General features: G+C 33.3%; 24 protein-coding genes. 14 read left to right on the forward strand and 10 right to left on the reverse strand.

Features of this window, described 5'->3' with window-relative positions; genetic code table 11:
* The first annotated feature begins 50 nt into the window (after positions 1-50).
* The 4 genes from ACIQ2J_RS02600 (at position 51) to ACIQ2J_RS02615 (ending at position 4526) form a co-directional block, all read left to right on the forward strand.
* On the forward strand, positions 51-623 hold the full coding sequence (locus ACIQ2J_RS02600; protein WP_396166336.1) for an adenylate kinase: 573 nt from the start codon (positions 51-53) through the stop codon (positions 621-623).
* Positions 624-742: 119 nt separating this feature from the next.
* On the forward strand, positions 743-2020 hold the full coding sequence (locus ACIQ2J_RS02605) for a hemolysin family protein (protein WP_396166338.1): 1278 nt from the start codon (positions 743-745) through the stop codon (positions 2018-2020).
* 105 nt (positions 2021-2125) lie between these two features.
* Positions 2126-3160 (forward strand): GTPase ObgE, encoded by a 1035-nt coding sequence (gene obgE / locus ACIQ2J_RS02610; protein WP_396166341.1) that lies wholly within the window; start codon positions 2126-2128, stop codon positions 3158-3160.
* Positions 3161-3233: 73 nt separating this feature from the next.
* Complete coding sequence (locus ACIQ2J_RS02615) at positions 3234-4526, forward strand: zinc-dependent metalloprotease (RefSeq protein ID WP_396166344.1); 1293 nt, start codon at positions 3234-3236, stop codon at positions 4524-4526.
* A gap of 145 nt (positions 4527-4671) precedes the next feature.
* Here the strand turns inward: ACIQ2J_RS02615 and ACIQ2J_RS02620 are convergent, their stop codons facing one another.
* Positions 4672-5034: a hypothetical protein gene (locus ACIQ2J_RS02620; RefSeq protein ID WP_396166346.1), complete on the reverse strand. Its 363-nt coding sequence runs from the start codon at positions 5032-5034 to the stop codon at positions 4672-4674.
* A 305-nt stretch (positions 5035-5339) separates the two neighbouring features.
* On the opposite strand from ACIQ2J_RS02620, the gene ACIQ2J_RS02625 reads away from it, so the two are divergent.
* Positions 5340-6503, forward strand: a complete 1164-nt coding sequence (locus tag ACIQ2J_RS02625) for a helix-turn-helix domain-containing protein (RefSeq protein ID WP_396166349.1) — start codon at positions 5340-5342, stop codon at positions 6501-6503.
* A gap of 233 nt (positions 6504-6736) precedes the next feature.
* Here ACIQ2J_RS02625 and rho read toward each other — a convergent pair whose 3' ends face one another.
* Positions 6737-8461 (reverse strand): transcription termination factor Rho, encoded by a 1725-nt coding sequence (rho, locus tag ACIQ2J_RS02630; protein WP_396166351.1) that lies wholly within the window; start codon positions 8459-8461, stop codon positions 6737-6739.
* 183 nt (positions 8462-8644) lie between these two features.
* On the opposite strand from rho, the gene ACIQ2J_RS02635 reads away from it, so the two are divergent.
* Entirely contained in the window at positions 8645-9058 is a 414-nt protein-coding gene (locus ACIQ2J_RS02635; RefSeq protein WP_396166353.1) for a DUF4293 domain-containing protein, read from the forward strand.
* 172 nt (positions 9059-9230) lie between these two features.
* Here the strand turns inward: ACIQ2J_RS02635 and ACIQ2J_RS02640 are convergent, their stop codons facing one another.
* On the reverse strand, positions 9231-9725 hold the full coding sequence (locus ACIQ2J_RS02640; RefSeq protein ID WP_396166355.1) for a metallophosphoesterase family protein: 495 nt from the start codon (positions 9723-9725) through the stop codon (positions 9231-9233).
* Between the two features lie 438 nt (positions 9726-10163).
* Here ACIQ2J_RS02640 and truA point away from each other — a divergent pair, with 438 nt between their 5' ends.
* From truA to lpdA, 5 genes are all read left to right on the forward strand, one after another.
* Entirely contained in the window at positions 10164-10916 is a 753-nt protein-coding gene (gene truA / locus ACIQ2J_RS02645; RefSeq protein ID WP_396166357.1) for a tRNA pseudouridine(38-40) synthase TruA, read from the forward strand.
* 70 nt (positions 10917-10986) lie between these two features.
* Positions 10987-12747 (forward strand): ABC transporter ATP-binding protein, encoded by a 1761-nt coding sequence (locus ACIQ2J_RS02650; RefSeq protein WP_396166359.1) that lies wholly within the window; start codon positions 10987-10989, stop codon positions 12745-12747.
* A gap of 221 nt (positions 12748-12968) precedes the next feature.
* A complete protein-coding gene (locus ACIQ2J_RS02655) occupies positions 12969-13796 on the forward strand; it encodes a phosphatase PAP2 family protein (protein ID WP_396166361.1) in 828 nt (275 codons plus the stop codon).
* A 94-nt stretch (positions 13797-13890) separates the two neighbouring features.
* Positions 13891-14430 (forward strand): phosphatase PAP2 family protein, encoded by a 540-nt coding sequence (locus ACIQ2J_RS02660; protein ID WP_396166364.1) that lies wholly within the window; start codon positions 13891-13893, stop codon positions 14428-14430.
* 113 nt (positions 14431-14543) lie between these two features.
* Positions 14544-15932, forward strand: a complete 1389-nt coding sequence (lpdA, locus tag ACIQ2J_RS02665) for a dihydrolipoyl dehydrogenase (RefSeq protein WP_396166366.1) — start codon at positions 14544-14546, stop codon at positions 15930-15932.
* Between the two features lie 115 nt (positions 15933-16047).
* Here the strand turns inward: lpdA and ACIQ2J_RS02670 are convergent, their stop codons facing one another.
* The 6 genes from ACIQ2J_RS02670 to ACIQ2J_RS02695 form a co-directional block, all read right to left on the reverse strand.
* Positions 16048-16284: a DUF5808 domain-containing protein gene (locus tag ACIQ2J_RS02670; protein ID WP_396166370.1), complete on the reverse strand. Its 237-nt coding sequence runs from the start codon at positions 16282-16284 to the stop codon at positions 16048-16050.
* Positions 16268-16459: a hypothetical protein gene (locus tag ACIQ2J_RS02675; RefSeq protein ID WP_396166659.1), complete on the reverse strand. Its 192-nt coding sequence runs from the start codon at positions 16457-16459 to the stop codon at positions 16268-16270. Before ACIQ2J_RS02675 ends, ACIQ2J_RS02670 begins: the two co-directional genes overlap by 17 nt.
* Before the next feature lie 137 nt (positions 16460-16596).
* A complete protein-coding gene (gene lptB, locus ACIQ2J_RS02680) occupies positions 16597-17337 on the reverse strand; it encodes an LPS export ABC transporter ATP-binding protein (protein ID WP_396166372.1) in 741 nt (246 codons plus the stop codon).
* 96 nt (positions 17338-17433) lie between these two features.
* The gene (locus tag ACIQ2J_RS02685) at positions 17434-17577 is read right to left on the reverse strand and encodes a hypothetical protein (protein ID WP_396166374.1); all 144 of its coding nucleotides are present in this window, start codon (positions 17575-17577) and stop codon (positions 17434-17436) included.
* 37 nt (positions 17578-17614) lie between these two features.
* The gene (gene tatC, locus ACIQ2J_RS02690) at positions 17615-18439 is read right to left on the reverse strand and encodes a twin-arginine translocase subunit TatC (protein ID WP_396166376.1); all 825 of its coding nucleotides are present in this window, start codon (positions 18437-18439) and stop codon (positions 17615-17617) included.
* Positions 18439-19404, reverse strand: a complete 966-nt coding sequence (locus ACIQ2J_RS02695) for an SIS domain-containing protein (RefSeq protein WP_396166378.1) — start codon at positions 19402-19404, stop codon at positions 18439-18441. The genes tatC and ACIQ2J_RS02695 overlap by 1 nt, the downstream gene beginning before the upstream one ends.
* A gap of 86 nt (positions 19405-19490) precedes the next feature.
* On the opposite strand from ACIQ2J_RS02695, the gene recQ reads away from it, so the two are divergent.
* Complete coding sequence (gene recQ, locus ACIQ2J_RS02700; RefSeq protein WP_396166380.1) at positions 19491-21686, forward strand: DNA helicase RecQ; 2196 nt, start codon at positions 19491-19493, stop codon at positions 21684-21686.
* A 117-nt stretch (positions 21687-21803) separates the two neighbouring features.
* Here recQ and ACIQ2J_RS02705 read toward each other — a convergent pair whose 3' ends face one another.
* The gene (locus ACIQ2J_RS02705; RefSeq protein WP_396166383.1) at positions 21804-22040 is read right to left on the reverse strand and encodes a hypothetical protein; all 237 of its coding nucleotides are present in this window, start codon (positions 22038-22040) and stop codon (positions 21804-21806) included.
* A gap of 86 nt (positions 22041-22126) precedes the next feature.
* Between ACIQ2J_RS02705 and ACIQ2J_RS02710 the strand changes: the two genes are divergently transcribed.
* Complete coding sequence (locus ACIQ2J_RS02710; protein WP_396166385.1) at positions 22127-23647, forward strand: T9SS type A sorting domain-containing protein; 1521 nt, start codon at positions 22127-22129, stop codon at positions 23645-23647.
* Between the two features lie 97 nt (positions 23648-23744).
* A complete protein-coding gene (locus tag ACIQ2J_RS02715; RefSeq protein WP_396166388.1) occupies positions 23745-25322 on the forward strand; it encodes an NAD(P)/FAD-dependent oxidoreductase in 1578 nt (525 codons plus the stop codon).
* Positions 25323-25501: the final 179 nt, after the last annotated feature.

Below are 25501 nucleotides of genomic sequence, written 5' to 3' on the forward strand. Positions count from 1 at the left end.
AGTATTAAGAATTAAGACTTTCCAAATTTGGAATTTAAAATAACTACATTATGATTAACATCGTTCTTTTCGGAAAACCAGGTGCAGGAAAAGGCACACAAGCAGAATTTTTAAAAGAAAAATACAATTTAACACATCTTTCTACAGGAGATATTTTTAGATTCAATATTAAAAACGACACCGATTTAGGGAGACTTGCCAAAACCTTTATGGATAAAGGCGATTTAGTTCCAGATGAAGTAACTATTCAAATGTTGCAAAGCGAAGTAGATAAAAACCCAGAATCTGCTGGATTTTTATTCGATGGTTTTCCAAGAACATTGGCACAAGCTGGAGCATTAGATCAATTTTTAGAATCCAAAGGACAAAGCATTACTGCAACAGTAGCGCTAGATGCCGATGATTCTGTTTTGGTTGCACGTTTACTTGAAAGAGGAAAAACTTCTGGACGACCAGATGACCAAGACGAAGAAAAAATTAGAAACCGCTACCAAGAATACAATGAAAAAACGGCCCCTTTAATGGATTATTATAAAGGGCAAGGTAAATTTCATGCTGTAAATGGTATCGGAACCATACCAGAAGTTAACGAAAGATTGAACTTGGTTTTCGATAATTTATAGTCAATTTAGCAGGCTAATATAAATTTCGAACATTCATTTTTTTTTTCGATATTTGCAAGCAGAAAAAGAGCAATTTCCGAAACTCGGGATTCAGGCTCTTTTTTTTGTAATTTTACATTATGGAACTTTTAATAATACTTTTTTTAATTCTGCTTAACGGCATTTTCTCTATGTCGGAAATCGCTTTGATTTCGGCAAGAAAAAGTCGGTTAGAAACTGCTGCAAAAAAAGGAAATGCTAATGCCAAAGTAGCTTTAGATTTAGTCAATTCTCCTAACAAACTGCTTTCTACAGTTCAAATAGGAATTACTTTAATTAGTATCTTAACAGGTATTTATTCTGGAGATAAAATAACCACAGATGTACAAATGTTTGTCTCCAGTTTCGAAATATTCCAACCTTATGCCCATTCTTTAGCGGTTGGAATTGTAGTGGTAATATTAACCTTTTTCTCTTTAGTTTTAGGCGAATTATTGCCAAAACGAATTGGATTGAATTATCCCGAAGCCATTGCCAAAGGAATTGCGGTTCCTATGAAAATCATTTCGCAATTAACTGCTCCTTTCATTTGGTTGCTTACCATTTCTACCGATTCACTTTTGAAATTATTCAATATAAAACCTACTGCCGACGGAAAAGTTACGGAAGAAGAAATTAAAGCTATTATTAAAGAAGGTGCCGAAGTAGGTGAGGTACAAGAAATTGAGCAAGAAATTGTAGAACGTGTTTTTCATATTGGCGATAGAAAGATTAATTCCTTGATGACACACCGATCCAATATTGTGTATTTGTCTGTTGATGAATCTCTAGCGGAAATAAAAGCAAAAGTGTTAGACGAATTGCATTCTGTTTTTCCGGTTTGTGGAGAAAGTTTAGATGCTATTATTGGAGTAGTTTCTCTTAAAGATTTGTTTACCAATTTTGATAAAGGAGATTTTAATTTAAAAGATATTGCCAAAGAACCTGCTTATTTAATTGAGCAAACTTCGGTTTATAAAGCATTAGAAAACTTCAAAAAAACAAGAATACACTATGCTTTTATTGTTGATGAACATGCCGTTTTTCAAGGGATAATTACGTTAGATGATATTCTCGAAGCCTTGGTTGGAGATGCTTCCGATTTTGACGACGACGAATACAAACTAGTTACCAATGACGATGGGACTTGGTTAGTAGATGGCCCATATTCGTTACACGATTTTCTTACTTTTTTCGATATGGATGACCATACCAATGATTACGAAGTAACAACCGTAAGTGGATTTTTTATCACCGAATTAGGAACTATTCCAAAACAAGGCGAAAAGTTAATTTGGAATAAACTAGAGTTAGAAGCCCAAAAGATGGACGGCGCTAAAATTGACAAAGTGTTGATAAAAGCATATAAAGAAAATTAGGTTTGAGGTATAAGGTTTAGGGTTTGAGGTTCAAGGAGTAAGTAGTAATTTATCTCCAGTGCCCGAAACCCAAAACCTAAAACCTAAAACCCAAAACCCAAAAAAATGACAGAAGGAAATTTTGTAGACTACGTAAAAATATATGTTACTTCCGGTAGAGGAGGTAAAGGATCTACGCATTTGCATAGAGAAAAATTTATTGAAAAAGGTGGTCCAGATGGAGGAGATGGAGGTCGTGGAGGCCATGTTTATTTAAAAGGAAACAAAAGTCTTTGGACCTTGTTTCATTTAAAATTTGTAAAACACATGCGTGGTGGTCATGGTGGCGATGGAGGAAGTTCCAGAAGTACCGGTCACGACGGAGAAGATAAATTTGTAGAAGTGCCTCTAGGTACCGTGGTAAGAGATATTGAAACCGGAGAAATTTTGTTTGAAATTACCGAACACGATGAGGTTAGAATTCTAGCTCAAGGAGGAAAAGGCGGATTAGGAAACTGGAACTTTAGAAGTTCTACCAACCAAACGCCAAGATATTCCCAACCAGGTTTACCATCTCAAGAATTGGATGTTATTTTAGAACTTAAAGTACTTGCCGATGTTGGTTTAGTTGGATTTCCAAATGCAGGAAAATCTACTTTGCTTTCCGTTTTAACTTCTGCAAAACCAAAAATTGCCGATTATGCGTTTACAACTTTAAAACCAAATTTAGGAATTGTAGCCTACCGCGAATTCCAATCGTTTGTAATTGCCGATATCCCAGGAATTATTGAAGGTGCAGCCGAAGGAAAAGGACTTGGTCATTATTTTTTACGTCACATCGAAAGAAACTCCACCCTATTGTTTTTAGTTCCTGCAGATGCCGATAATATCAAAAAAGAATACGACATCTTATTGGATGAATTGCGTCGTTACAATCCCGAAATGCTAGATAAAGACCGTTTGGTAGTAATATCGAAATGCGATATGCTAGACGACGAATTGAAAGCCGAAATGAAACAACAATTGGATGTAGATTTTAAAGGAATGCCCTATTTGTTTATATCTTCGGTAGCACAACAAGGTTTAACCGAGTTAAAAGACAAACTTTGGGAAATGCTTAATGTGGAAGATGATAAACCGGAGAATAGTCATAATATTTAATAAAACAGTATTGATTATGTAAATAAATAAATATTTTTTTTTTACTTTTACAAAAAATAACAAATAATACTTTATGAAATTAAAATTAATTTTAGCATTTTTTATAGTTCAAATAGGATTTGCACAACATAGAACATGTGGGATGGAGCAACAAATGCAACGCATAATGGCAGATTCTCAATTAAAACAACAATATTTAGATTTGCAGCAACAGTTTGAAAGTGAATTGCAAAGACTTTCTTTAGCTCAAGAATCTAACACTATGAATAAAGTTGCAATAGCAGCTAATCCAATTAGAATTCCCGTTGCAGTGCACTATCCATCAGTTGTTGCTTCTTCAGCAAATGTTGCATTAAGAAGTTGTTTAACACTTCTTGCTCAAAAACAAGTGGCAATTTTAAATGCAGATTATAATGCTACAAATACTGATATTTCAAATTGGGCAAATGATATTTCTTTTTATCCAGGAACAAATAATGGTGTTATGAATGTTGTTTTTGAAATAGCAACACTTAATCATCCTACTGGAACAGGTCTTGGATTTCCTGTTAGTGGCAGTCCAGCTGTAACTTTTGGTACAGATTTTTTATCCAATGCTGATTCCGACACTACTTGGGCCGGGTATTGCAACTTAGTAGTTAGAAATATTACTGGTGGTATTTTAGGGTATTCCCCTCTAGGCGGTTCTCCTTCTGCAGGAATGACTGTAGTTATAGATAATAATGCTTTTGGAGCAACAATGGTTGGATCTACTCCAACTTCATGTACAGGTTATGTTCCAGGTGCACCATATAATAAAGGAAGAACACTAACACATGAGTTAGGGCATTTCTTTAATTTAAATCATACTTTTAATGCATGTGATGGTGCTAATTGTGCAACATCTGGAGATAAAGTATGCGATACACCATCAGCAGATACACCACATTATACTTGTGATCCATCAGGTTCAATTTTTACTAATTGTGGAACTACACAGTTGACTATGAATTATATGGATTATGTAGAAGATTCTTGTATGTATATGTTTACGGCAGGTCAGGCAACTAGAATGACGGCATGGAGTAATACAATTGGTTCTCAATTACACCTGAATACATTGGCAAATAATGATTTTATTGTTTCTAATTTTTCTATAGCACCAAATCCAAGTAAAGGTATTTTTTCAATTCAATTAAAGGAGCAAACAGAAAATTATTCAGTTTCCATTATTGATTCATTAGGAAGAGAGATTTACAATATGGATTTTAATCAAACATCTGATTTGGTTCAGGAAATTCAAATCGAAAGCGCATTAAGTGGATTATATTTTGTGACTATACAAAGTAATGGAGCATCTTTAACTAAGAAAATTTTAGTACAATAATTAATCTATTTTTTTAAGAATTTACATTGGTTGTTATCGTTATTTCATAAAAAGGCCACATTGTTTAAATGTGGCTTTTTTTAATTTCTTAAAGTGTATGGATTGAAAATCACAAAAGCGTAGATTTTTTTAGGAAGTATTAGTTTTAATACTTGTTTGCTTTTAAAGTGACATAATAAGAGTTTCTAGATTTAAAACCTGACAGTTTTATTAATTCTGATATATTTATTTTTCTCTTATTAAAAACTTCTTGAAATATCAATTTTTCCATGTAATCTAGTCTATATAAGTTAACTATTTGATTAAAGTTTTTTCCATATGCTTTTTTAAGTAAAATAGAAATCTTTTCGGTTGGATAATCTATTAAAGAAGCAAGTTGAATAACACTGAAATCCGATTTTATTGGAGCTAAGTTTAAAAGAGTAATATCTATTTTAATTAAAACTAAAGTTTCCTCTTGATTAATACTTAACATGTTTTTTACGATTACATCAGTTATTGATTTCATTTATATATTGTTAAAATCATTGTAATTAATTATTAAAAAATCAAATCTATTTTTTGGTGAATTAATTTTGTAAAATTATTTGATTTTTTTTACAAACAATATCGGGACTCTTAATTTGTAATTAATAATTAGTTTTTTTTAAAATTTAACAACATTATTGAATTTTTTAAAAATTAGAAAGTTCTTTTTATACTTTTTAACGACTTCTTTTTACTTTTTAACAATACCTTTTTTTTTAAACCTTTTAAGTAAAAGTTGGGTTAGCATAAATTTGCATTAAGATTTAAACTCCAACCCCGTATCGTATGTTTAAAATACTTTTTTTATTTACTAGTAGTATTGGTTTTGTAACGTTACTATTGTTGATTTCAAGAGCAAAAAACAATGTTTTTTTAAATAAGTACCTACTAATGTCTTTTTTCTTGATAACCGTTAAATTTTTTTTACTAGGTATTAGAGATATTTTCTTTTCTGAGTATTGTAGCAACTTCGATTTAATTACAAATCTACCAGGATTATTAATAATTATTCTGCTTTATCTTTATTTTGAAGATTTAGTTAAGAATAAGAAACGGACTATATTTAATGATCTTTTACATTTCTTCGCATTTTTTTTCTTGTATCTTTTAACCTTATTAATATACCAAGGAATATTAAATATTTCAATTAAATTTTGTGTTGGATTATTTATTATTTATTTCTTTTATTATTTAGTAATGAGTTATTTAATATTGAAAAATAAATATTGCCGTGACACTAACAATATAACTATTAAGAATAAACAGCATACTATATTAAGACATTGGATGCTATTTTTATTTATTTGTATGGTTTTTGTTTTTATTCGTACATTAATTGAATTTGTAATTTATGAATTAAATGTTAATTTTAAACATTCCGATATATTTTTAATAATATCAAGTATTATTGCGTCCATGATATTTATAAAAGTATTAATGACTCCTGAAATATTATATGGGTATACCTTTTTAACAAATAGGTTAACGGATGTAAATAAAAAAAATATATTGATTACAAACATTTGGATTAAGAAATTGGCTTTAAATATTGCGAATGTTCAAGAAAATAATTTGAGTGAAATTGTATTTCAAAATTTAGATAACTATATTTCAGAAATTGAATCATTAGAATTTTCTTATAAAAATTACAAAAATCCTGATTTCGGTTTAATAGATTTATCAAATTTATTATCCATTCCAAAAAGCCATTTATCCTTTTTATTTAAACACCATTGTACTCTTTCTTTTACCAATTATAAAAATGCTGTTCGAATTAATGAAGCTGTCAAGCTAATAGAAGAAGGATATTTAAAAACTAATACAATTGAATCTTTAGCAAAGGATATTGGTTTCTCATCGTATAGCCCATTTTATACAAGTTTCAAAATTAATACTGGTTTAACTCCACAAGAATACTTTTTGAATAAAGAAAAAATTGCTGTTTTATAGTTATTAGTATTTTGCGAGCAGAACAAACATGTTCCGCTAGTTCGAAGAAATTCTTCTTGCATCGGAATTTCAGGATGGTGGTATTTTCTTCTGAAAATCTTATTTCACAAAAGACATAACCTATATAGCCCCGATAGAAATGAAAACAAAAAATGTCCCGATTGTTTCGGGACATTTTTTGTTGTAATGAATAGCGGGAAAGACGTTTACGGTAATGCGCAAGCGGTTCGCTTCTAATCGTTCATAGAAATCAGAAATTCGTCGTTGGTTCTGGTTTTTTTGATTTTATCGTTGATGATAGACATGGCTTCTACTGGGTTCATGTCGGCTAAGAATTTTCTTAGAATCCACATGCGTTGTAGGGTTTTTTCGTCTAGCAATAAGTCGTCTCTTCGGGTACTAGAAGAAGTTAAATCGATTGCTGGGAAGATTCTTCGGTTGGCAATTTTTCTATCTAATTGTAACTCCATATTACCGGTTCCTTTAAATTCTTCGAAGATAACTTCGTCCATTTTAGAACCTGTTTCGGTAAGTGCGGTTGCGATGATACTTAACGAACCACCGTTTTCTACATTACGAGCGGCTCCGAAGAAACGTTTTGGTTTTTGTAGGGCATTGGCATCTACACCGCCACTCAAAACCTTACCTGAGGCGGGTTGCACGGTATTGTAGGCTCTTGCCAAACGGGTAATAGAGTCTAAAAGTATGACTACATCGTGACCACATTCTACCAAACGTTTTGCTTTTTCTAGCACTATGTTGGCGATTTTCACGTGTTCTTGCGGCTCTCTATCAAAGGTGGAAGCAATTACTTCACCTCGCACACTGCGTTGCATATCGGTAACCTCTTCTGGACGTTCGTCAATAAGCAAAACAATTAAATATACTTCGGGATGGTTGGCAGCAATGGCGTTGGCAATGTCTTTTAGCAACATTGTTTTACCAGTTTTTGGCTGGGCAACTATCATACCACGTTGTCCTTTTCCGATTGGGGAAAACAAATCGATGATTCGGGTAGAAACACTGGCTTGTTTGTCGGCTATGTTGAATTTTTCTTGTGGAAAAATTGGTGTTAAATGTTCAAAGGAAACTCGGTCGCGAACCACTTGCGGATCGTGTCCGTTTATTTTTAAAACTCTAACCAAAGGGAAGAATTTTTCGCCTTCTTTGGGAGGACGCACTACTCCTTTAACGGTATCTCCGGTTTTTAATCCGAACAAACGAATTTGGGAAGTAGATAAATAAATATCGTCTGGAGATGCTAAATAATTATAATCGGAAGAACGTAAAAATCCGTAACCGTCGGGCATCATTTCTAGAACGCCTTCGCTTTCTATAATTCCGTCAAACTCATAATCGGAATCTCTAAAATTCGGACTTTTTTTGGCCTTAAAATTAGGGTTTTGATTGGGATTCTGGTTTGGGTTTTGGTTGGGATTTTGGTTGGGATTTTTATGCTTTTGATTCGGATTTTGCGGTTTAGCAGTTGCTATTTCGGCAGGTTCTCCGTTTTCATCAGAAGGCTCTTGTGTAGATATTACTTCTTGATTAGGGTCTTCTTCTATTGTATTTTCTTCAAAAACGGCTTTATTCGGTTTAATGAACTTTGGTTTCTTTTGAAATTTTTCTTCTTTTGCAGGAAGTTCTTGTGCTTCTTGAATCGGAAGTTCTTCTTCTTGAGGAGCTGCTTTTACAGGTTCGTCTGAAAATAAATCGTTAGTGCTTTTTCCAATTTTAGGGCCATTATCAGGAGCAATTCGCGCTCTTTTTAATTTTTCTACTTTGGGAACAACAACTTTTTCTAAAGGAATTTCCTTAGAAGACGCTTCTTGATGTGCTAAAATTTGATCGATTAGCGCTTCTTTTTTAACGCCGTTAAATTTTATGGTTTTCGCCAATTTGGCAATTTCTTGAAGTTCAGTTAACTTCATTCCTTTTAATGCAGAACTATCAAACATAAATGTTTATATAAATTTTTTGGTAATTGAGTGACAATATAAATTTGGGGTAATTTTTTTTGGTGAAACATCCGTGTTTTTGAAGTACTTACGGATTTCTAATGCAATAATACGAATAATTTTCATTCAAGCAATAGTTTTTTATAAAAAGAAAATATATTTTTGCGTTATAAATAAGTAATAATGTTACAACGAATTCAAACCATCTATTTAACTTTGGTATTTGTACTTGCCGGAATTCTTCCGTTTGTTTTTCCGTTGTGGAAAATGACCGATGGTAAAGAATATTATTTTATGGGCACTGTTGGGTATCAAATTTTGTTTGGGTTGAGTACTACCCTAGCGGTAATTAGTATTATTACGTTTAAAAAAAGACAACAACAATTTGTATTGAACAGATTGAATATGATATTAAATTTAATTTTATTAGGATTGTTTGTTTATCGTTCCCTAAATCTATCCGGAGAAACTCTTGCAGTTTCTGAGAAGGGTATTGGGATGTTTCTACCTATCTTTTCTATCGTTTTTCTAGTCTTGGCCAACAAGGCTATTAAGAAGGATGAAGATCTCGTAAAATCTGTGGACCGATTGAGATAAACCTATAAACTTAGTTTATTAGTGCGAAGAAAATCCCGAACGAAAGTTTGGGATTTTTTTGTTTCCTAAGGTTTGTAATTTCACTAAGATTCACAAAGAAAACACCAAGTTGCATAAAGGGATATTTTGAAAACTGAGCACTGATTACTGAACTATGAATACTGAACACGGCCTACTTCTTCCCAATCTCGACTACTTCTAGTTTCTGAATTTTATCCCCATCAATTTCAAAACGCAGCATGGTTCTTATTTGGTGAAAACCATAAATTCCGCATGCGCCTGGATTCATGTGGAGTAAATTTAAACTTTTATCAAACTGCACTTTTAGTATGTGCGAATGGCCGCAGATGAATAATTTTGGAGGATTGTTTCGCAGTTCTTCTCGAACGGCTTGGTTGTATTTTCCGGGATAACCGCCAATGTGGGTAATCCAAACATCAATTCCCTCGCACATAAAACGATTGTTTAATGGGAATTCCATTCGGGCTTTATCGTCATCGATGTTTCCGTAAACTGCTCGAAGTGGTTTTAGTTTTTTTATGGTATCGGTAACCAATAAATCTCCAATATCACCAGCATGCCAAACTTCATCAGCTTGGTTTACATATTTTAATATTACATCGTCTATATGACTGTGGGTATCGGAAAGTAAAAGAATTTTTTTCATATTATTTGCCGCAAAGGCACTCTGTTTTTTTTTACACGAATTGCACTAATTCACACAAATAAGAAATCTTCAAATTGCACTAATTTTAAAACTTTGTTTTAAGTTTCTAAAAATAATGTCACGCAAAGTTAATTATTTATCATTGTTGTCCAATAAAACTAACTATTTGATTAGTTAAGTCTTATAAATATGGTGAAATTTTAAACTCAATTTAATTTTTAATATATTCTCGCTAAGACACAAAGTCGCAAAGCACTTAGATATAAACTGCTACTTCACGCCTTTGCGAGAAAAAACATATAATGGTTTTTAGCAATAAATATTTTAATCGGACAATAATGATTATTTATTAAATCTTTTATCTATTAAAATCTTTGTAAATTTGCAATTCCAAAACCCAAAACCCAAAACCTAGAACCCACAACCCAAAACCCAAAAATGAGATACTTTCTAGAATTTGCTTACAAAGGAACCAACTACCACGGATGGCAATACCAGCCCAACGCAACGTCTGTGCAGGAAACTTTGAATAAAGCACTTTCTACTATTTTCAAGAAAGAAATTGATTTGGTTGGTGCAGGACGAACAGATGCTGGAGTGCATGCCAAACAAATGTTTGCGCATTTTGATTTGGATGTGGAAATTGAGGTTCCATATTACATCCATAAACTGAATTCGTTTTTACCAAAGGACATTGCGGTTTTGAATATCTATCCAGTTCAGGAGGAAGCTCATGCAAGATTTGATGCTACCAAACGAACTTACGAATACCACATTCACACTACCAAAGACGCCTTTGAAAGTAATGATTCTTGGTATTACCCTAATTCCTTAAACATTGAGTTGATGAATGAGGCTTGTAAAATACTTTTTAATTATATTGATTTTGAGTGTTTTTCGAAGGTGCATACCGATGTAAATACCTTTAATTGCAAGATATACGAGGCACATTGGCAACAAATAGAAAATCGATTGGTTTTTACTATTGCTGCCGATCGTTTTTTACGAAATATGGTACGTGCAATTGTTGGAACGATGGTAAATATAGGTTTGGAAAAAGTATCTTTGCAAGAATTCAGTACTATTATAGAGGGCAAAGACCGCAATAAAGCAGGGTTTTCGGTTCCAGCACACGGATTGTATTTGACTAAAGTGGAGTATCCGTTTTTAGAAAAAAGTATTAAGATTTAAGTATTAAGAATTAAGACCAAGAACCCAAGACCTAAAACCCAAGACCTAAAAAAGGAATTTCCTTGAAAAAATGAAAGCAAAAGCATTCGACATAAATTTATTTAAACGCATCATAAAATACACCAAACCTTATACTTTTAGGTTTCGAGGTGTGATTTGGTTTGCGGTTTTATTGTCACTTTTTGCTGCGTTGCGCCCTTTGTTTCTTCAAATTACCGTAGATACTTTTATAAAACCCGGAAACAAATCGGGGTTATTGTTGTATGCCGTTATTATGGGATTTGCCTTGTTGATGGAAGGCTTATCGCAATATTATTTTGTACTTTGGGCCAACTGGCTTGGGCAAGATATCGTGAAAGACATCCGAACTAAATTGTTCCAACACATGCTTTCTTTTCGGATGAAGTATTTTGATACTGCTCCAGTTGGGCAATTGGTTACTCGTTCGGTTTCGGATATTGAGCAAATCGCACGTATTTTCAGTCAAGGTTTGTTCATGATTATGAGTGACATAATGAAAATGTTTGTTTGCTTATTGATCATGTTTTATATGAATTGGCATCTGACTTTAATAGTTATTTTGGCTATGCCAATATTGGTGTATATCACTCGAATTTTCCAACGGAAAATGCAGGTTGCTTTTGAAGAAGTTCGAAATCAAGTTGCCAATTTAAATACTTTCGTGCAAGAACGAGTTACGGGAATGAAAATCGTTCAACTTTTTAATAGAGAAAAAATTGAATTTGAAAAGTTTAAAGAAATCAACCAAAAGCACAATGTGGCTTGGATTAAAACTATTTTATACAACTCTATTTTCTTTCCTATTGCCGATATTATTTCTTCTATAACCTTAGGAGTTATTGTAATTTATGGCGGCTTTCAAATATTAAATGGCAATCCATTTACCACTATTGGTCAAATGACGGCGTATACTATGTTTATTGGGATGTTATTCAATCCGTTGCGACAAATTGCAGATAAATTCAACGAAATGCAAATGGGAATGATTGCAGCCAATAGGGTTTTTGATATTTTAGATACAAACGAAGAAATTCAACAAACTGGAACTGTGGTTGCCAATCATTTTGCGGGAAATATTATTTTTGATAAAGTGCATTTTAGTTATATTAAAGACGAAGAAGTACTTAAAGGCATTTCATTAGAAGTGAAAGCTGGACAAACTATTGCTATTGTTGGCGCTACAGGTGCAGGAAAATCGACTATTATTAACTTATTAAATCGATTTTACGAAATCAATTCGGGTGCCATTTATGTTGATAATCAAAATATTGACATCTTTACACTTGATAGTTTACGTACCCAAATAGCGGTGGTTTTGCAAGATGTTTTTCTTTTTGCCGATACTATTTTAAATAATATCACATTAAACAATTCTGCAATTACTAGAGAAACTGTGGTGCTTGCAGCTCAAAAAATTGGAGTGCACGAATTTATTATGAATTTTCCAGAAGGCTACGATTATAATGTGAAAGAACGTGGTGTAATGTTATCTTCCGGGCAACGCCAATTGATTGCTTTTCTTCGTGCTTACGTTAGTAACCCGAGTATTTTAATTTTAGATGAGGCGACTTCTTCCATTGATACCTATTCGGAAGAATTAATTCAAAAAGCCACCGAAACCATTACCCAAGGCAGAACTTCAATTGTTATTGCGCACCGATTGGCAACCATATTAAAAGCAGATAAAATTATTGTAATGGATAAAGGACAAATTGTAGAAGCTGGAACCCACGCCGAATTGGTAATTCAAAAGAATGGTTTTTACAAGAAGCTTTACGATTCGCAGTTTACCAACATACCTATAACTTAATATTGATTTAACTTACAAGGAGATAAATTTTTATTTAAAAGATTTACATTCGCAGCAATTATTATAATATCTTCATGATTATTAAACAATTGCCTCTGTTATTTCTTTTATTTTATTTAGAGTCTTTCTCTCAAATAAAAGATTCCTTAAATACTGAAATACACTATTTCAAAATTAATCCAAATGTAACTTACGGATTTAAAAAGCCTAAAACATTGGAAATGATTCAATATCTACCTAAAGACATTGTGGCTCTTGGCAAATTTTCAATCCAAAAAGAAAACTTAAAATGGGATGCTTTGGCTGTTGGATCAACATTAGCAATAATTCCTTTCGATCAAAAAATTACTGAAGATGCAGATCTACTTGGTGGAAAAATAGGAATATGGAATGAAGATGCTAAGTATAAAAAAATAGGCGGCTTATTATCTATCGTTCCTCAAAATATACCTTCGGCAGTATATTATGTTGGTAATGGAGGTACGACCTTACTTTTAAGCGGAATGTTTTGGTGTATTGGTAAAATTGGTAAAGACGATTATCGAGCACTAAATACTTCTAACGAATTGGTTGAGGCATTAGCATCTATAGGTGCAGTTACTCAAACTATAAAAAGAGTCACGGGAAGAGAAAGTCCTAACCAGGCTTCTGTTACTAATGGTGCTTGGAATCCCTTTCCGAGTTTTCATGCTTTTCAATCGCACACTCCAAATTATGATGCTATGCCTTCAGGACATATGGCAACCTATGTAGCAACTGTTACTATCATTGCAACTAATTATCCAGAAATAAAATGGATTAAACCGGTTGGATATTCCGTTGGAAGTTTACTTGCTTTTAATATGGTAAGTGGAAAAGTACATTGGACCTCCGACTATCCTATAGCAATATTTATGGGATATGTTATGGGTAAAACAATTGCCAATAGAAGAATTATCAAACAGGAAAAGATAGTAGATTTTGATAAAAATAAAACTACCTACAAAACCAATTTTAGTTTCAACCGCTATAACAATATTAATATTGCGGGAGTAATCCTAACTTTTTAATCATGCCACCACCAACTTCAAGTTTACAAAAGCTAAAAAAAAGAGCTAAAAATGTAATTCCAAATCAAAATAATTCCAAATAAATTTTGCAAATATGAAAAAAATAGCCCCACTTTTCGTTTTGTTTTTTTGTTTCTCAAATTCAATTGCACAAAATAAATCCATCACTACCAGTGGCGACATACTACAACTAGCACTTCCGGCGGTTGCTCTTGGGTCGACCTTTATTTGGAAAGACGATAACACCAAGCCTACTTGGCAATTAATTAAAGCTTACGGTTCTGGATTAATTATACAACAAGCATTAAAACGCATTGTATTAAAACCTAGACCAGATAGATGCGATAATTATTCATTCCCATCCGGACATACAACTTGTGCCTTTTCTGGCGCTTCATTTATTCAAAAAAGATATGGATGGAAATATGGAATTCCTTCTTATGTATTAGCTTCTTTTGTTGGATATAGTCGTATTCAAGCAAAAAAACACGATGGTTGGGATGTGCTTGCAGGAGCAGTAATTGGTGTTGGAACGTCCTTTGTTTTTACAAAACCTTACGAAAAAAACAAGGTAGATGTAACTGTTAACCGAATAAATGGTGGATATACTGTTGGCCTGAATTATACTTTTTAAAGAGTTTTTAACGAAATTATCCTAAATTTATAAACTCTTATACTTTTAAAGCCAAACTTATAATCTTTTTTCTAAATTTGCAATCTCAATTAATTTAGAAAATCATACAACACATGAAATACGATATTATTGTTTTAGGAAGTGGTCCAGGCGGTTATGTTACGGCTATCCGTGCTTCGCAATTGGGCTTTAAAGTAGCGATTATTGAAAAAGAAAATCTTGGTGGAGTCTGCCTTAATTGGGGATGTATTCCTACAAAAGCGCTTTTAAAATCTGCTCAGGTTTTTGATTACCTAAAACATGCTTCCGATTATGGATTAACCATTAAAGAATTTGACAAAGACTTTACAGCCGTTGTAAAACGTTCTAGAGCCGTTGCAGATGGTATGAGTAAAGGAGTTCAATTCTTAATGAAGAAAAATAAAATCGACGTTATTGATGGTTTTGGTAAAATAAAACCAGGTAAAAAAGTGGATGTTACCGATAAAGAAGGAAAAGTTACTGAATATACAGCAGATCATATTATCATAGCAACTGGTGCTCGTTCTCGCGAATTGCCAAACCTTCCACAAGATGGGGTAAAAGTAATTGGATACCGTCAAGCGATGACTTTGCCAACACAACCTAAGAAATTAATTATTGTTGGTTCTGGAGCAATTGGAGTAGAATTTGCACATTTTTATAATGCTATGGGAACAGAAGTTACTATAGTAGAGTTCATGCCAAACATTGTTCCAGTTGAAGATGAAGACATTTCGAAACAAATGGAGCGTTCTATGAAAAAAGCAGGAGTTACAATAATGACAAATTCTTCTGTAGAACGAATTGATACTACTGGTGCTGGAGTAAAAGCTTATGTAAAAACAGCTAAAGGCGAAGAAGTTCTTGAAGCAGACATTTTACTTTCGGCAGTTGGAATCAAAACCAACATCGAAAACATAGGTTTAGAAGAAGTAGGTATTGCTACCGACAGAGATAAAATCTTGGTTAACGATTACAATCAAACTAATGTTCCAGGTTATTACGCTATTGGCGATGTAACTCCGGGTCAAGCATTGGCGCACGTTGCTTCGGCAGAAGGAATTAATTGTGTGGAGAAAATTGCAGGTTTGCATGTAGAACCTATTGATTACGGAAACGTACCGGGTTGTACTTATGCTACTCCTGAAATTGCATCGGTTGGTTTAACCGAAAAACAAGCAAAAGAAAAAGGATACGAATTAAAAATTGGAAAATTCCCATTTTCGGCTTCTGGAAAAGCAAAAGCTTCTGGAACTCCCGATGGATTTGTAAAAGTAATTTTTGATGCTAAATATGGCGAATGGTTGGGTTGTCACATGATAGGTGCTGGTGTTACCGATATGATTGCTGAAGCAGTTGTTGCACGTAAACTAGAAACAACAGGACACGAAATATTAAAAGCAATTCATCCGCACCCTACTATGAGTGAAGCTGTTATGGAAGCTGTTGCTGATGCTTATGGCGAAGTAATACATTTATAAGTACGAGTTTAGAAATACGAAGTACGAGGTAAAATGTACGAAGTACGAGTTAAGATTTACGAAGTACGAGATTTATAATAATCCGTTTTGTGAAAGCAAAGCGGATTTTTGTTGACTACAAATGGTATTTATGATGGGGTAAAAATGCAATTAATACTATTGTAATAACCATTATCGCAATAAATATTAAAAGTGATTTTTTATTGGCAAAATTAACCGTCCAACCCATCCAAGCAATTCGTTTTGGAGGTAAAATGCGTTGGTCTTCGGGATTATAATAAAAACAGCCTAATTTCCAATATTTGTCGTCTTTGCGCCATTTTTCGAGGGTTTCTTTAGTAGGTTTTTCCATAAATCAACTCTTTATTTTTATCAATAGATTTTATTAAATAAGGATTTTTTAAAGTTTGTTCTTCAAGTAAATCAATATCCCTTTCCAATAAAATTTTTAATTTTTCTTTTAAGTCAATGTAGTTGATTAAATATTTTTTCAAATCAAATGGCTTGAATTTCACAAGAAAATCGATATCACTTGAATCATTAAAATCAGTATTGGTTGCCGATCCAAATAGGTATAGTTTATTACATTATGCGATTTACATAACATTTCAATGTTTTTTCTATAGGGATTGATTGGAAACATATTCAAAGATAATTTAAAAGTTTAAAACTCCAATTTCTTTTTACGCAATTCAAAATTTTGTCCTAAATATACTTTTCGCACCATTTCATCGGCAGCCAATTCTTCTGGGATACCTGCTTTAAGAATTCCGCCTTCAAACATTAAATAGGTTTTGTCGGTAATGGCTAAAGTTTCTTGTACGTTGTGGTCGGTAATTAAGATACCAATATTTTTGTTTTTTAGTTGGGCTACAATTCGTTGAATGTCTTCCACAGCAACAGGATCTACTCCTGCAAAAGGCTCATCTAATAAAATAAATTTTGGATCGGTGGCCAAACAACGAGCGATTTCGGTTCGTCTTCGTTCTCCTCCCGAAAGCAAATCGCCACGATTGGTGCGAATGTGCTCCAAACTAAATTCGGCAATTAAACTTTCCATTTTGGCAATTTGCTCTTCTTTGGATAGTTTGGTTAATTGTAAAACACTTAAAATATTATCTTCAATACTCAATTTTCTAAATACAGAAGCCTCTTGTGCCAAATAACCAATGCCGTTTTGGGCACGTTTGTACATTGGGAACTCGGTAATGTCGGTATCGTCTAGATAGATATGGCCAGAATTTGGTTTAACCAAACCTACAATCATGTAGAAGGAAGTTGTTTTTCCGGCACCATTAGGACCTAAAAGTCCAACAATTTCTCCTTGGTTAACTTCTACCGAAATGCCTTTTACAACGCTTCTTCCTTTGTAGGTTTTTACTAAATTTTCGGCTCTTAATTTCATTTTTTAAGGATCTAAGGTTCTGAGTTACTCAGGTTCTAAGTTTTAAACTTTTGCAAATAAACAAATAAACGTTTTTAACTACTTTATATTTAACAATTATTTAGTTGCTTCATTCTTTCGTCTACATTCTATATTCTTCCATCTTCCATCTTCCATCTTCCATCTTCCATCTTCCATCTCCCAACTTCCATCTCCCAACTTCCATCTCCCAACTTCCATCTCCCACCTTCCATCTCCCATCTTCCATCTTCCATCTTCCATCTTCCATCTCCCATCTTTAACTAGATTGCTCTTCAGTTTTTGCGTTTTTTACTACTACTGCAGCAATTAATATACTTACTTCATACAAAATAAAAATAGGTATAGAAACAATTATCTGGCTTGCAATATCAGGAGGGGTAACTATAGCTGCTAAAATTAATATTATTACTATTGCAAATCTTCGGTATTTTCTTAAAAATTCTGGAGTTACCATTCCTACTTTGGCAAGAAAATATATAATTATAGGCAATTCAAATACTAATCCACTTGCAATAATGGAGGTTTTAATAACAGAAACATAGGAATCTATGGTGAATAGGTTTTCTACTTCTTTACTCACATTAAAAGTGGCGAAAAAGTTAATCGATAATGGTGCAATTACATAATATCCAAAGAGAACACCAATAAAAAATAAGATAGAAGAAACTACAATAAATCTTCCGGCCATTTTACGTTCTTTTTCATATAATGCAGGACTTATAAATTTCCAAACTTCCCATAAAATATAAGGAAATCCAATTACAAATCCGGCGCTTACTAAAGTCCATAAATACATAGAGAATTGTCCGCTTACATTTTGATTTTGAATTTTGAAATTAAATTCTTGAGCACAAGCATACGTTCCGTCAACACCAAAAAAATGGGTTACTTCACAAAAAAAGCGATAGGTAATAAAACTTGGATCCTTTGGACCAAAGATTATGGTATCAAAAATAAAATCATCTATAAAATAACAACCTCCTGCAATACCTATTACTACAAGGGTGCTTCTAACAAGCAACCATCTCAAATCTTCCAGATGGTCCATGAAAGACATTTCTTTACTTTCTTTCTTCGCCATTATACAATTCCTTCTTTTAATATGTCGTGTAAATGAACCACGCCTTGGTATTCGCCATGGTCTACCACTACCAATTGGGTTATAGAAAAATCTTCCATAATATTCAAAGCATCTACCACCATATCGGTAGATTGGATGGTTTTTGGATTAACCGTCATAATATCTTTGGCCGTCAAGCCTGCAATAGTTTCGGTTTTATTAAGCATTCTTCTAATGTCTCCATCAGTTATAATCCCAACTACAATGTTGTTTTCAATAACTGCGGCAACTCCCAATCGTTTTTCAGAAATTTCTACAATTACATTTTTAACGCTAGAATCCGGGTTTACCATAGGTTTTCTAGAGGCGTCCAACATATCAATCACACGGAGCAATAATTTTTTACCCAAAGCACCTCCTGGGTGGTATTTGGCAAAGTCTTCTGCAGTAAATGATTTCATTTCCATTAAACAAACTGCTAGAGCATCGCCCATAACTAGTTGTGCTGTGGTGCTATTAGTAGGCGCTAAATTATTAGGGCAGGCTTCTGCATCTACAAAAGTATTTAAGGTATAATGTGCCTCTTTTCCTAAAAAGGAAGTAACGTTTCCAGTAATTGCGATAAGTTTATTTCCGAAGCGTTTTAATAACGGAACCAAGACTTTAATTTCAGGACTATTTCCACTTTTAGAAATACAAATTACGCCATCACCTGCTTGAAGCATGCCTAAATCGCCATGAATCGCTTCGGATGCATGAAGAAATAAAGCAGGAGTGCCTGTAGAATTTAGGGTTGCTACAATTTTTTGAGCAATAATAGCGCTTTTCCCTATCCCAGTAATAATTAGTCTACCCTTTAAATTGTGGATCATAGTAACCGCTTCAAAGAAGTTATTGTCTATGTAATCAGATAGTTTAGCAATAGATTGACTCTCCGAGAGAATTGTTTTTTTTGCCGATGCAAGTATGGATTCTTTAGTAATCAAAATAGATTTGTTATAAAGTTTGTATGAGTAAAAGAAATTTGTATATTTAACCTTGCAAATTTATGTAAAAATACTATTAAGTAATAATGAATCCAAATCTAATTGACCTACACAAAGAATTAAAAAAATATTTTGGTTTCAACCAATTTAAAGGATTGCAAGAACAAGTGATAAAAAGTATTGTTGCCCAAAAAAATACTTTTGTTATTATGCCTACTGGAGGCGGAAAATCATTGTGCTACCAATTACCTGCTTTAATTCAAGAAGGAACGGCTATTGTTGTTTCTCCTTTAATTGCTTTGATGAAAAATCAAGTGGATGCCATACGTAGTGTTTCCACAAATGATGGAATAGCGCATGTATTAAATTCCTCTTTGACTAAAACCGAAATTAATCAGGTAAAAAAAGATATTACCTCTGGAATTACCAAATTATTATATGTTGCACCAGAATCGTTAACTAAAGAAGAATATATAGAATTTCTAAAAACCGTTCCAATTTCTTTTGTTGCTATTGATGAAGCGCATTGTATATCCGAATGGGGGCATGATTTTCGTCCAGAATACAGAAATTTAAGAACTATAATAAAACATTTAGGCGATGTTCCTGTTATTGGTTTAACCGCTACTGCAACTCCTAAAGTGCAAGAAGACATTCTGAAAAACTTAGACATGTCGGATGCAAATACTTTTAAAGCATCTTTTAATAGACCAAATTTATATTACGAAGTACGCACTAAAACTAAAAATATTGAATCGGATATTATTCGGTTTATCAAACAACACAAAGGCAAATCGGGAATTATTTATTGCTTAAGCCGTAAAAAAGTGGAAGCAATTGCCGAAGTTTTGCAAGTAAACGGAATTAGCGCAGTACCTTATCATGCTGGTTTAGACGCTAAAACGCGTGCCAAACACCAAGACATGTTCCTTATGGAAGATGTAGACGTGGTAGTTGCTACCATTGCATTTGGTATGGGAATTGACAAACCCGATGTTCGGTTTGTAATTCACCACGATATTCCAAAATCATTAGAAAGTTATTACCAAGAAACGGGTCGTGCAGGTCGTGACGGTGGCGAAGGCCATTGTTTGGCTTATTATTCGTATAAGGATGTTGAAAAATTAGAAAAATTTATGTCGGGGAAACCCGTTGCCGAACAAGAAATTGGTTTTGCATTATTGCAAGAAGTTGTGGCTTACGCCGAAACTTCGATGTCGCGACGTAAATTTTTATTGCATTATTTCGGAGAAGAATTTGACGGAGAAACAGGCGATGGTGCTGATATGGACGATAATGTTCGTAATCCTAAAGTGAAAGTTGAAGCGCAGGATAATGTTAAGAAACTATTAGAAGTAGTTAGAAACACCAAATATTTATATAAATCGAAAGAAGTTGTTTATACTTTAATAGGAAGGGTTAACGCAACCATTAAAGCCCATCGAACCGATGCACAAAGTTTTTTCGGATCTGGAAAAGACCAAGAAGAACGCTATTGGATGGCATTAATCCGTCAAGTTTTAGTAGATGGAATGCTAACTAAAGACATTGAAACCTATGGTATTGTTAAGGTTTCCGATAAAGGTCATGCTTATATCAAGAATCCAACTTCATTTATGATGTCGGAAGATCATGAGTACAATGAAGCAGAAGATGATGCAATTGTTACAGCAGCTAAATCTTCAGGAACCGCCGATGAGGTACTGATGACAATGTTGCGTGATTTGCGAAAAAAAGTAGCCAAAAAACTTGGAGTACCTCCGTTTGTAGTTTTTCAAGACCCTTCTTTAGAAGATATGGCATTGAAATATCCTATTACCATGGTTGAATTAATTAATATTCATGGTGTAGGTGAAGGTAAGGCTAAGAAATACGGAAAAGAATTTATAGAATTGATTAATAGATATGTAACCGATAATGATATTATTCGACCTGACGATTTGGTAGTTAAATCTACAGGAGCCAATTCTATCAATAAATTATACATTATTCAAAATATTGACCGTAAACTTTCTTTAGAGGATATTGCTTCCGCAAAAGGGTTAAAGATGGATGATTTGTTAAAAGAAATGGAACAAATTGTTAATTCTGGAACTAAATTGAATATCAAATATTGGATTGATGAAATGTTGGATGAAGACCAACAAGAAGAAATTCACGATTATTTCATGGATTCCGAATCGGATAATATTGAAAAAGCCTTAAAAGAATTTGATGGCGAATACGATATTGAAGAACTTCGATTAATGCGAATTAAATTTATAAGTGAAGTAGCGAATTAAAATATAAATCACAAGTATAAAATTCCAAATTCCAAGATGCTAACACCATTGGAATTTGGAATTTTTTTATTGGAATTTTAAAGCACATTGGAATTTGGAATTTTTTTCATTGGAATTTTAATCGGTATAAATCGCACCACGATGCGGTTTCAAAGCATCTCGAACTGCAATCATATTATCTTCCAATACTACCATAAAAGCAATAGCATGCAGTTCGTTTATAATTTCATAGCCTGTGATATTCAACGATTTTTTTTCTAGATTAATATATTCTTTCAAATGTATTTCATGATGTTCGGCAATTTTTGCTGCATCCGATCCTCTAAAATCCCAAATTAATTTTATTTTTTTCATTTTAATAATGTTTTATTGTCTAAAAATCAATATTTTGACTAATTATTATATATTTGTTGCCTAACTCCAAATTAAAAACAAATATTATGATTAAAAACTACTTTCTTATACTGTTTTCTGTTTTATTTTGTCAAATCAATTACGGACAATCTAACTATGCAGTAACTTCCATTCCTTTTCAACAATATACTGCAACTCTTCCGGTTTTAGGAACACAAGATGATATGAATTCCAATGTTATTGCACTTCCTTTTACTTTTGATTTTTATGGAGCAAATTACAATCAAATAGTAGTTAGCACCAATGGTTATATTGATTTTAGATATACCACTGCAAATCAATTTTCAGCATGGTCGTTTACCCAATCGGTTCCTAATTTAACTTTTCCTGTAAAAAATTCTATTTTAGGATGTTACCACGATATGTATAATAATACTACACAAGGTTTTATCACTTACGGAATTTATGGGACAGCACCTTATAGAAAATTTGTAGTTGTTTTCAATAACAATGCACATTTTAGTTGTTCTAATGCTTTTAGTACATTTCAAATGGTATTATATGAATCCAAAAGTATTATTGATGTTCAATTAATTGATAAACAAGTTTGTACCGCATGGAATGGAGGTAGAGCCGTTACTGGATTAATAAATCTTGCCGGAGATATAGGTATTACAGCGCCTGGAAGAAATACTGGAGCTTGGACTGCCTACCACGAAGGATGGAGATTTACAAGACCTAATTATTCTACGGGAACTTATTCTTATGTAAAATGTGATGGTAATTCGGATGGAATTGAAGAATTTAATTTGCAAGTAGTACAAAATGATTTAGCGCCAAATGCTACTACTGGACTTGTTTTTTATGCAAATCCAACTGATTTGCAAACACAGACCAATCCTATTTCTGGTTTGACGTATACCAATATGACAAATCCACAAACTTTATATACCATGATGAATGGTGTGGTAAAATCAGTGGTTTTAAGTGTAATTGATTGTGCTGTAGATTATGATACAGATACTGTTGCAACAAATTTGGAAGATGCCAATAACGATACTAATCTTGCCAACGATGACACCGATATGGATGGCTTGCCAAATTATTTAGATAATGATGATGATGGAGATTTAGTTTTGACTAGCGTAGAATATGTATTTACTACTAAGAATTCTACTTCTGCTTTAATCGATACCGATAACGACGGAAAACCTAATTATTTAGATAATGACGATGATGGTGATGGTGTTCTTACATTTGTGGAAGACTACAACGGCAATGGTAATCCAGCAGATGATGATACCAATAGCAACGGAGTAGCTGATTATTTAGATCCTTCTAATATTCTAGGAACAGATGTCAATTCATTAGATAATTCAATTAAATTGTATCCGAATCCTACTTCGGATGTGTTACATATTGCTACTACTTCAAATGAAATTATTTCTAATGTATCTATTTATTCTATAAGTGGAGCTTTGATAAAAGATTTAAAATCTGTGGATACTATCGAATCTATTTCGGTTTCCGATTTACAAAGCGGATTGTATTTTGTTAAAATTCAAGTCAATGAAGAGGTTAAAAACTTCAAGTTCATCAAAAAATAAAAATTATTTTTAAAATTTTAAAAGGTTTAGTTCATGCTAAACCTTTTTTTATGCTAAGACTTTACGGAAATTAAATTAAGTTTGCAAAAAACCAATTATGCCACGCGAAATCCAAACCCAAGTTGCCCCAGAAGTTGCTGCCAATGAATCTTTACTAAAAGAACATCTGGCTAAGTTATTTCATGTTTCGGGTAAGGAAATTCAAAAAGTGGTGGTTTTAAAACGATCCATTGATGCGCGTCAAAAATCCATAAAATTCAATATTAAGGCTTCTGTTTTCTTTAATGATGAGGTTTATATCGAACCAAAACTGGAACTTCCAGAGTATAAAAAGGTTTCCAATTCTCAAGAAGTTATTATAATAGGAGCAGGGCCTGCAGGCTTATTTGCTGCTTTGCAATTAATAGAATTGGGCTTAAAGCCAATTGTTCTCGAACGCGGTAAAGACGTTCGTGGCCGCCGTCGTGATTTAAAAGCAATTAACGTTGACCATTTGGTAAACGAAGATTCCAATTACTGCTTTGGCGAAGGTGGCGCAGGTACCTATTCGGATGGAAAATTATACACTCGTTCTAAAAAAAGAGGGGATGTTGATAGAATTTTACAATTATTAGTGGCTTTTGGAGCATCTTCGGATATTTTAGTAGAAGCCCATCCGCATATAGGAACCAATAAATTACCTCAAATTATTCAAGATATTCGAGAAAAAATAATTGAATGTGGTGGCCAAGTTTTATTTGAAACTCGAGTAACCGATTTTTTAATTAAAAATAATGCTATCCATGGAATTGTAACCCAAAAAGGAGATACAATTTCTGCAAATAAAGTCATTCTTGCCACAGGACATTCGGCACGAGATATTTTTGAATTATTAGATAGAAAGAAAATTTTTATAGAAGCCAAACCCTTCGCACTTGGGGTTCGAGCAGAACATCCGCAAGAATTGATTGACAAAATTCAGTATTCGTGTGATTTCCGTGGAGACTATTTGCCTCCAGCACCATATTCTATAGTGAAACAAGTTAATGGACGTGGCATGTATTCGTTTTGTATGTGTCCGGGTGGGGTGATTGCGCCTTGCGCCACTAGCCCAGGTGAGGTAGTAACCAATGGTTGGTCGCCTTCCAAACGCGATCAAAGTACTGCCAATTCCGGAATTGTAGTCGAATTAAAACTCGAAGATTATAAACCGTTTGCCAAATTTGGTGCCTTGGCCGGAATGGAATTCCAAAAATCTATCGAACAAAAAGCATGGCATTTAGCAGGACAAACTCAAAAAGTTCCTGCACAACGTATGGTAGATTTTACTCAAAATAAAATTTCTACAGATATTCCTAAAACGTCTTATGTTCCTGGAACTACTTCGGTAGAAATGGGACAAGTTTTTCCAGGGTTTTTAACCCAAATTATGCGCGAAGGTTTCCTAGAATTCGGAAAATCCATGCGTGGTTATATGACTAATGAGGCAATTTTGCACGCACCTGAAAGTAGAACATCTTCACCAGTTCGAATTCCTAGAAATGAAGAAACACTAGAGCATGTTCAAATAAAAGGATTGTATCCTTGCGGAGAAGGAGCAGGGTATGCAGGTGGAATTATTTCTGCCGCAATTGATGGTGAAAAATGCGCTTTGAAAATTGCTGAGGTTTTAAAACATTTACCAATAATTAGATAGTATTTAGTTGGTTTTAAAACCAAATTAGCAGTGATAAATTTACTTAGGTATTTATCCAATAGATTATTGTATTCCTGGCGTAAACGATATAGTAATAATCTTAACAGGAATTTGTATAAAGTTCAATTCGGATATTGTTAATTTTAATTTTAGCTATTTATTATATTATAATAAACTGA

The organism is Flavobacterium sp. (assembly GCF_044357305.1).
In the GTDB taxonomy this organism is placed as follows: domain Bacteria; phylum Bacteroidota; class Bacteroidia; order Flavobacteriales; family Flavobacteriaceae; genus Flavobacterium.

Excerpts from the sequence above, each read along its gene's own strand:
- ACIQ2J_RS02640 (WP_396166355.1), bottom strand. The coding sequence starts at position 9,725 with ATGAAAAAAATTCTTTTACTTTCCGATACCCACAGTCATATAGACGAT.
- ACIQ2J_RS02685 (WP_396166374.1), bottom strand. The coding sequence starts at position 17,577 with ATGGGAGATGGAAGGTGGGAGATGGAAGTTGGGAGATGGAAGTTGGGA.
- truA (WP_396166357.1), top strand. The coding sequence starts at position 10,164 with ATGAGATACTTTCTAGAATTTGCTTACAAAGGAACCAACTACCACGGA.
- ACIQ2J_RS02635 (WP_396166353.1), top strand. The coding sequence starts at position 8,645 with ATGTTACAACGAATTCAAACCATCTATTTAACTTTGGTATTTGTACTT.
- recQ (WP_396166380.1), top strand. The coding sequence starts at position 19,491 with ATGAATCCAAATCTAATTGACCTACACAAAGAATTAAAAAAATATTTT.
- ACIQ2J_RS02660 (WP_396166364.1), top strand. The coding sequence starts at position 13,891 with ATGAAAAAAATAGCCCCACTTTTCGTTTTGTTTTTTTGTTTCTCAAAT.
- ACIQ2J_RS02605 (WP_396166338.1), top strand. The coding sequence starts at position 743 with ATGGAACTTTTAATAATACTTTTTTTAATTCTGCTTAACGGCATTTTC.
- lpdA (WP_396166366.1), top strand. The coding sequence starts at position 14,544 with ATGAAATACGATATTATTGTTTTAGGAAGTGGTCCAGGCGGTTATGTT.
- lptB (WP_396166372.1), bottom strand. The coding sequence starts at position 17,337 with ATGAAATTAAGAGCCGAAAATTTAGTAAAAACCTACAAAGGAAGAAGC.
- ACIQ2J_RS02655 (WP_396166361.1), top strand. The coding sequence starts at position 12,969 with ATGATTCAATATCTACCTAAAGACATTGTGGCTCTTGGCAAATTTTCA.
- ACIQ2J_RS02600 (WP_396166336.1), top strand. The coding sequence starts at position 51 with ATGATTAACATCGTTCTTTTCGGAAAACCAGGTGCAGGAAAAGGCACA.
- ACIQ2J_RS02710 (WP_396166385.1), top strand. The coding sequence starts at position 22,127 with ATGATTAAAAACTACTTTCTTATACTGTTTTCTGTTTTATTTTGTCAA.
- ACIQ2J_RS02615 (WP_396166344.1), top strand. The coding sequence starts at position 3,234 with ATGAAATTAAAATTAATTTTAGCATTTTTTATAGTTCAAATAGGATTT.
- ACIQ2J_RS02705 (WP_396166383.1), bottom strand. The coding sequence starts at position 22,040 with ATGAAAAAAATAAAATTAATTTGGGATTTTAGAGGATCGGATGCAGCA.
- ACIQ2J_RS02715 (WP_396166388.1), top strand. The coding sequence starts at position 23,745 with ATGCCACGCGAAATCCAAACCCAAGTTGCCCCAGAAGTTGCTGCCAAT.
- ACIQ2J_RS02650 (WP_396166359.1), top strand. The coding sequence starts at position 10,987 with ATGAAAGCAAAAGCATTCGACATAAATTTATTTAAACGCATCATAAAA.
- ACIQ2J_RS02620 (WP_396166346.1), bottom strand. The coding sequence starts at position 5,034 with ATGAAATCAATAACTGATGTAATCGTAAAAAACATGTTAAGTATTAAT.
- ACIQ2J_RS02670 (WP_396166370.1), bottom strand. The coding sequence starts at position 16,284 with ATGGAAAAACCTACTAAAGAAACCCTCGAAAAATGGCGCAAAGACGAC.
- rho (WP_396166351.1), bottom strand. The coding sequence starts at position 8,461 with ATGTTTGATAGTTCTGCATTAAAAGGAATGAAGTTAACTGAACTTCAA.
- ACIQ2J_RS02625 (WP_396166349.1), top strand. The coding sequence starts at position 5,340 with ATGTTTAAAATACTTTTTTTATTTACTAGTAGTATTGGTTTTGTAACG.
- tatC (WP_396166376.1), bottom strand. The coding sequence starts at position 18,439 with ATGGCGAAGAAAGAAAGTAAAGAAATGTCTTTCATGGACCATCTGGAA.
- obgE (WP_396166341.1), top strand. The coding sequence starts at position 2,126 with ATGACAGAAGGAAATTTTGTAGACTACGTAAAAATATATGTTACTTCC.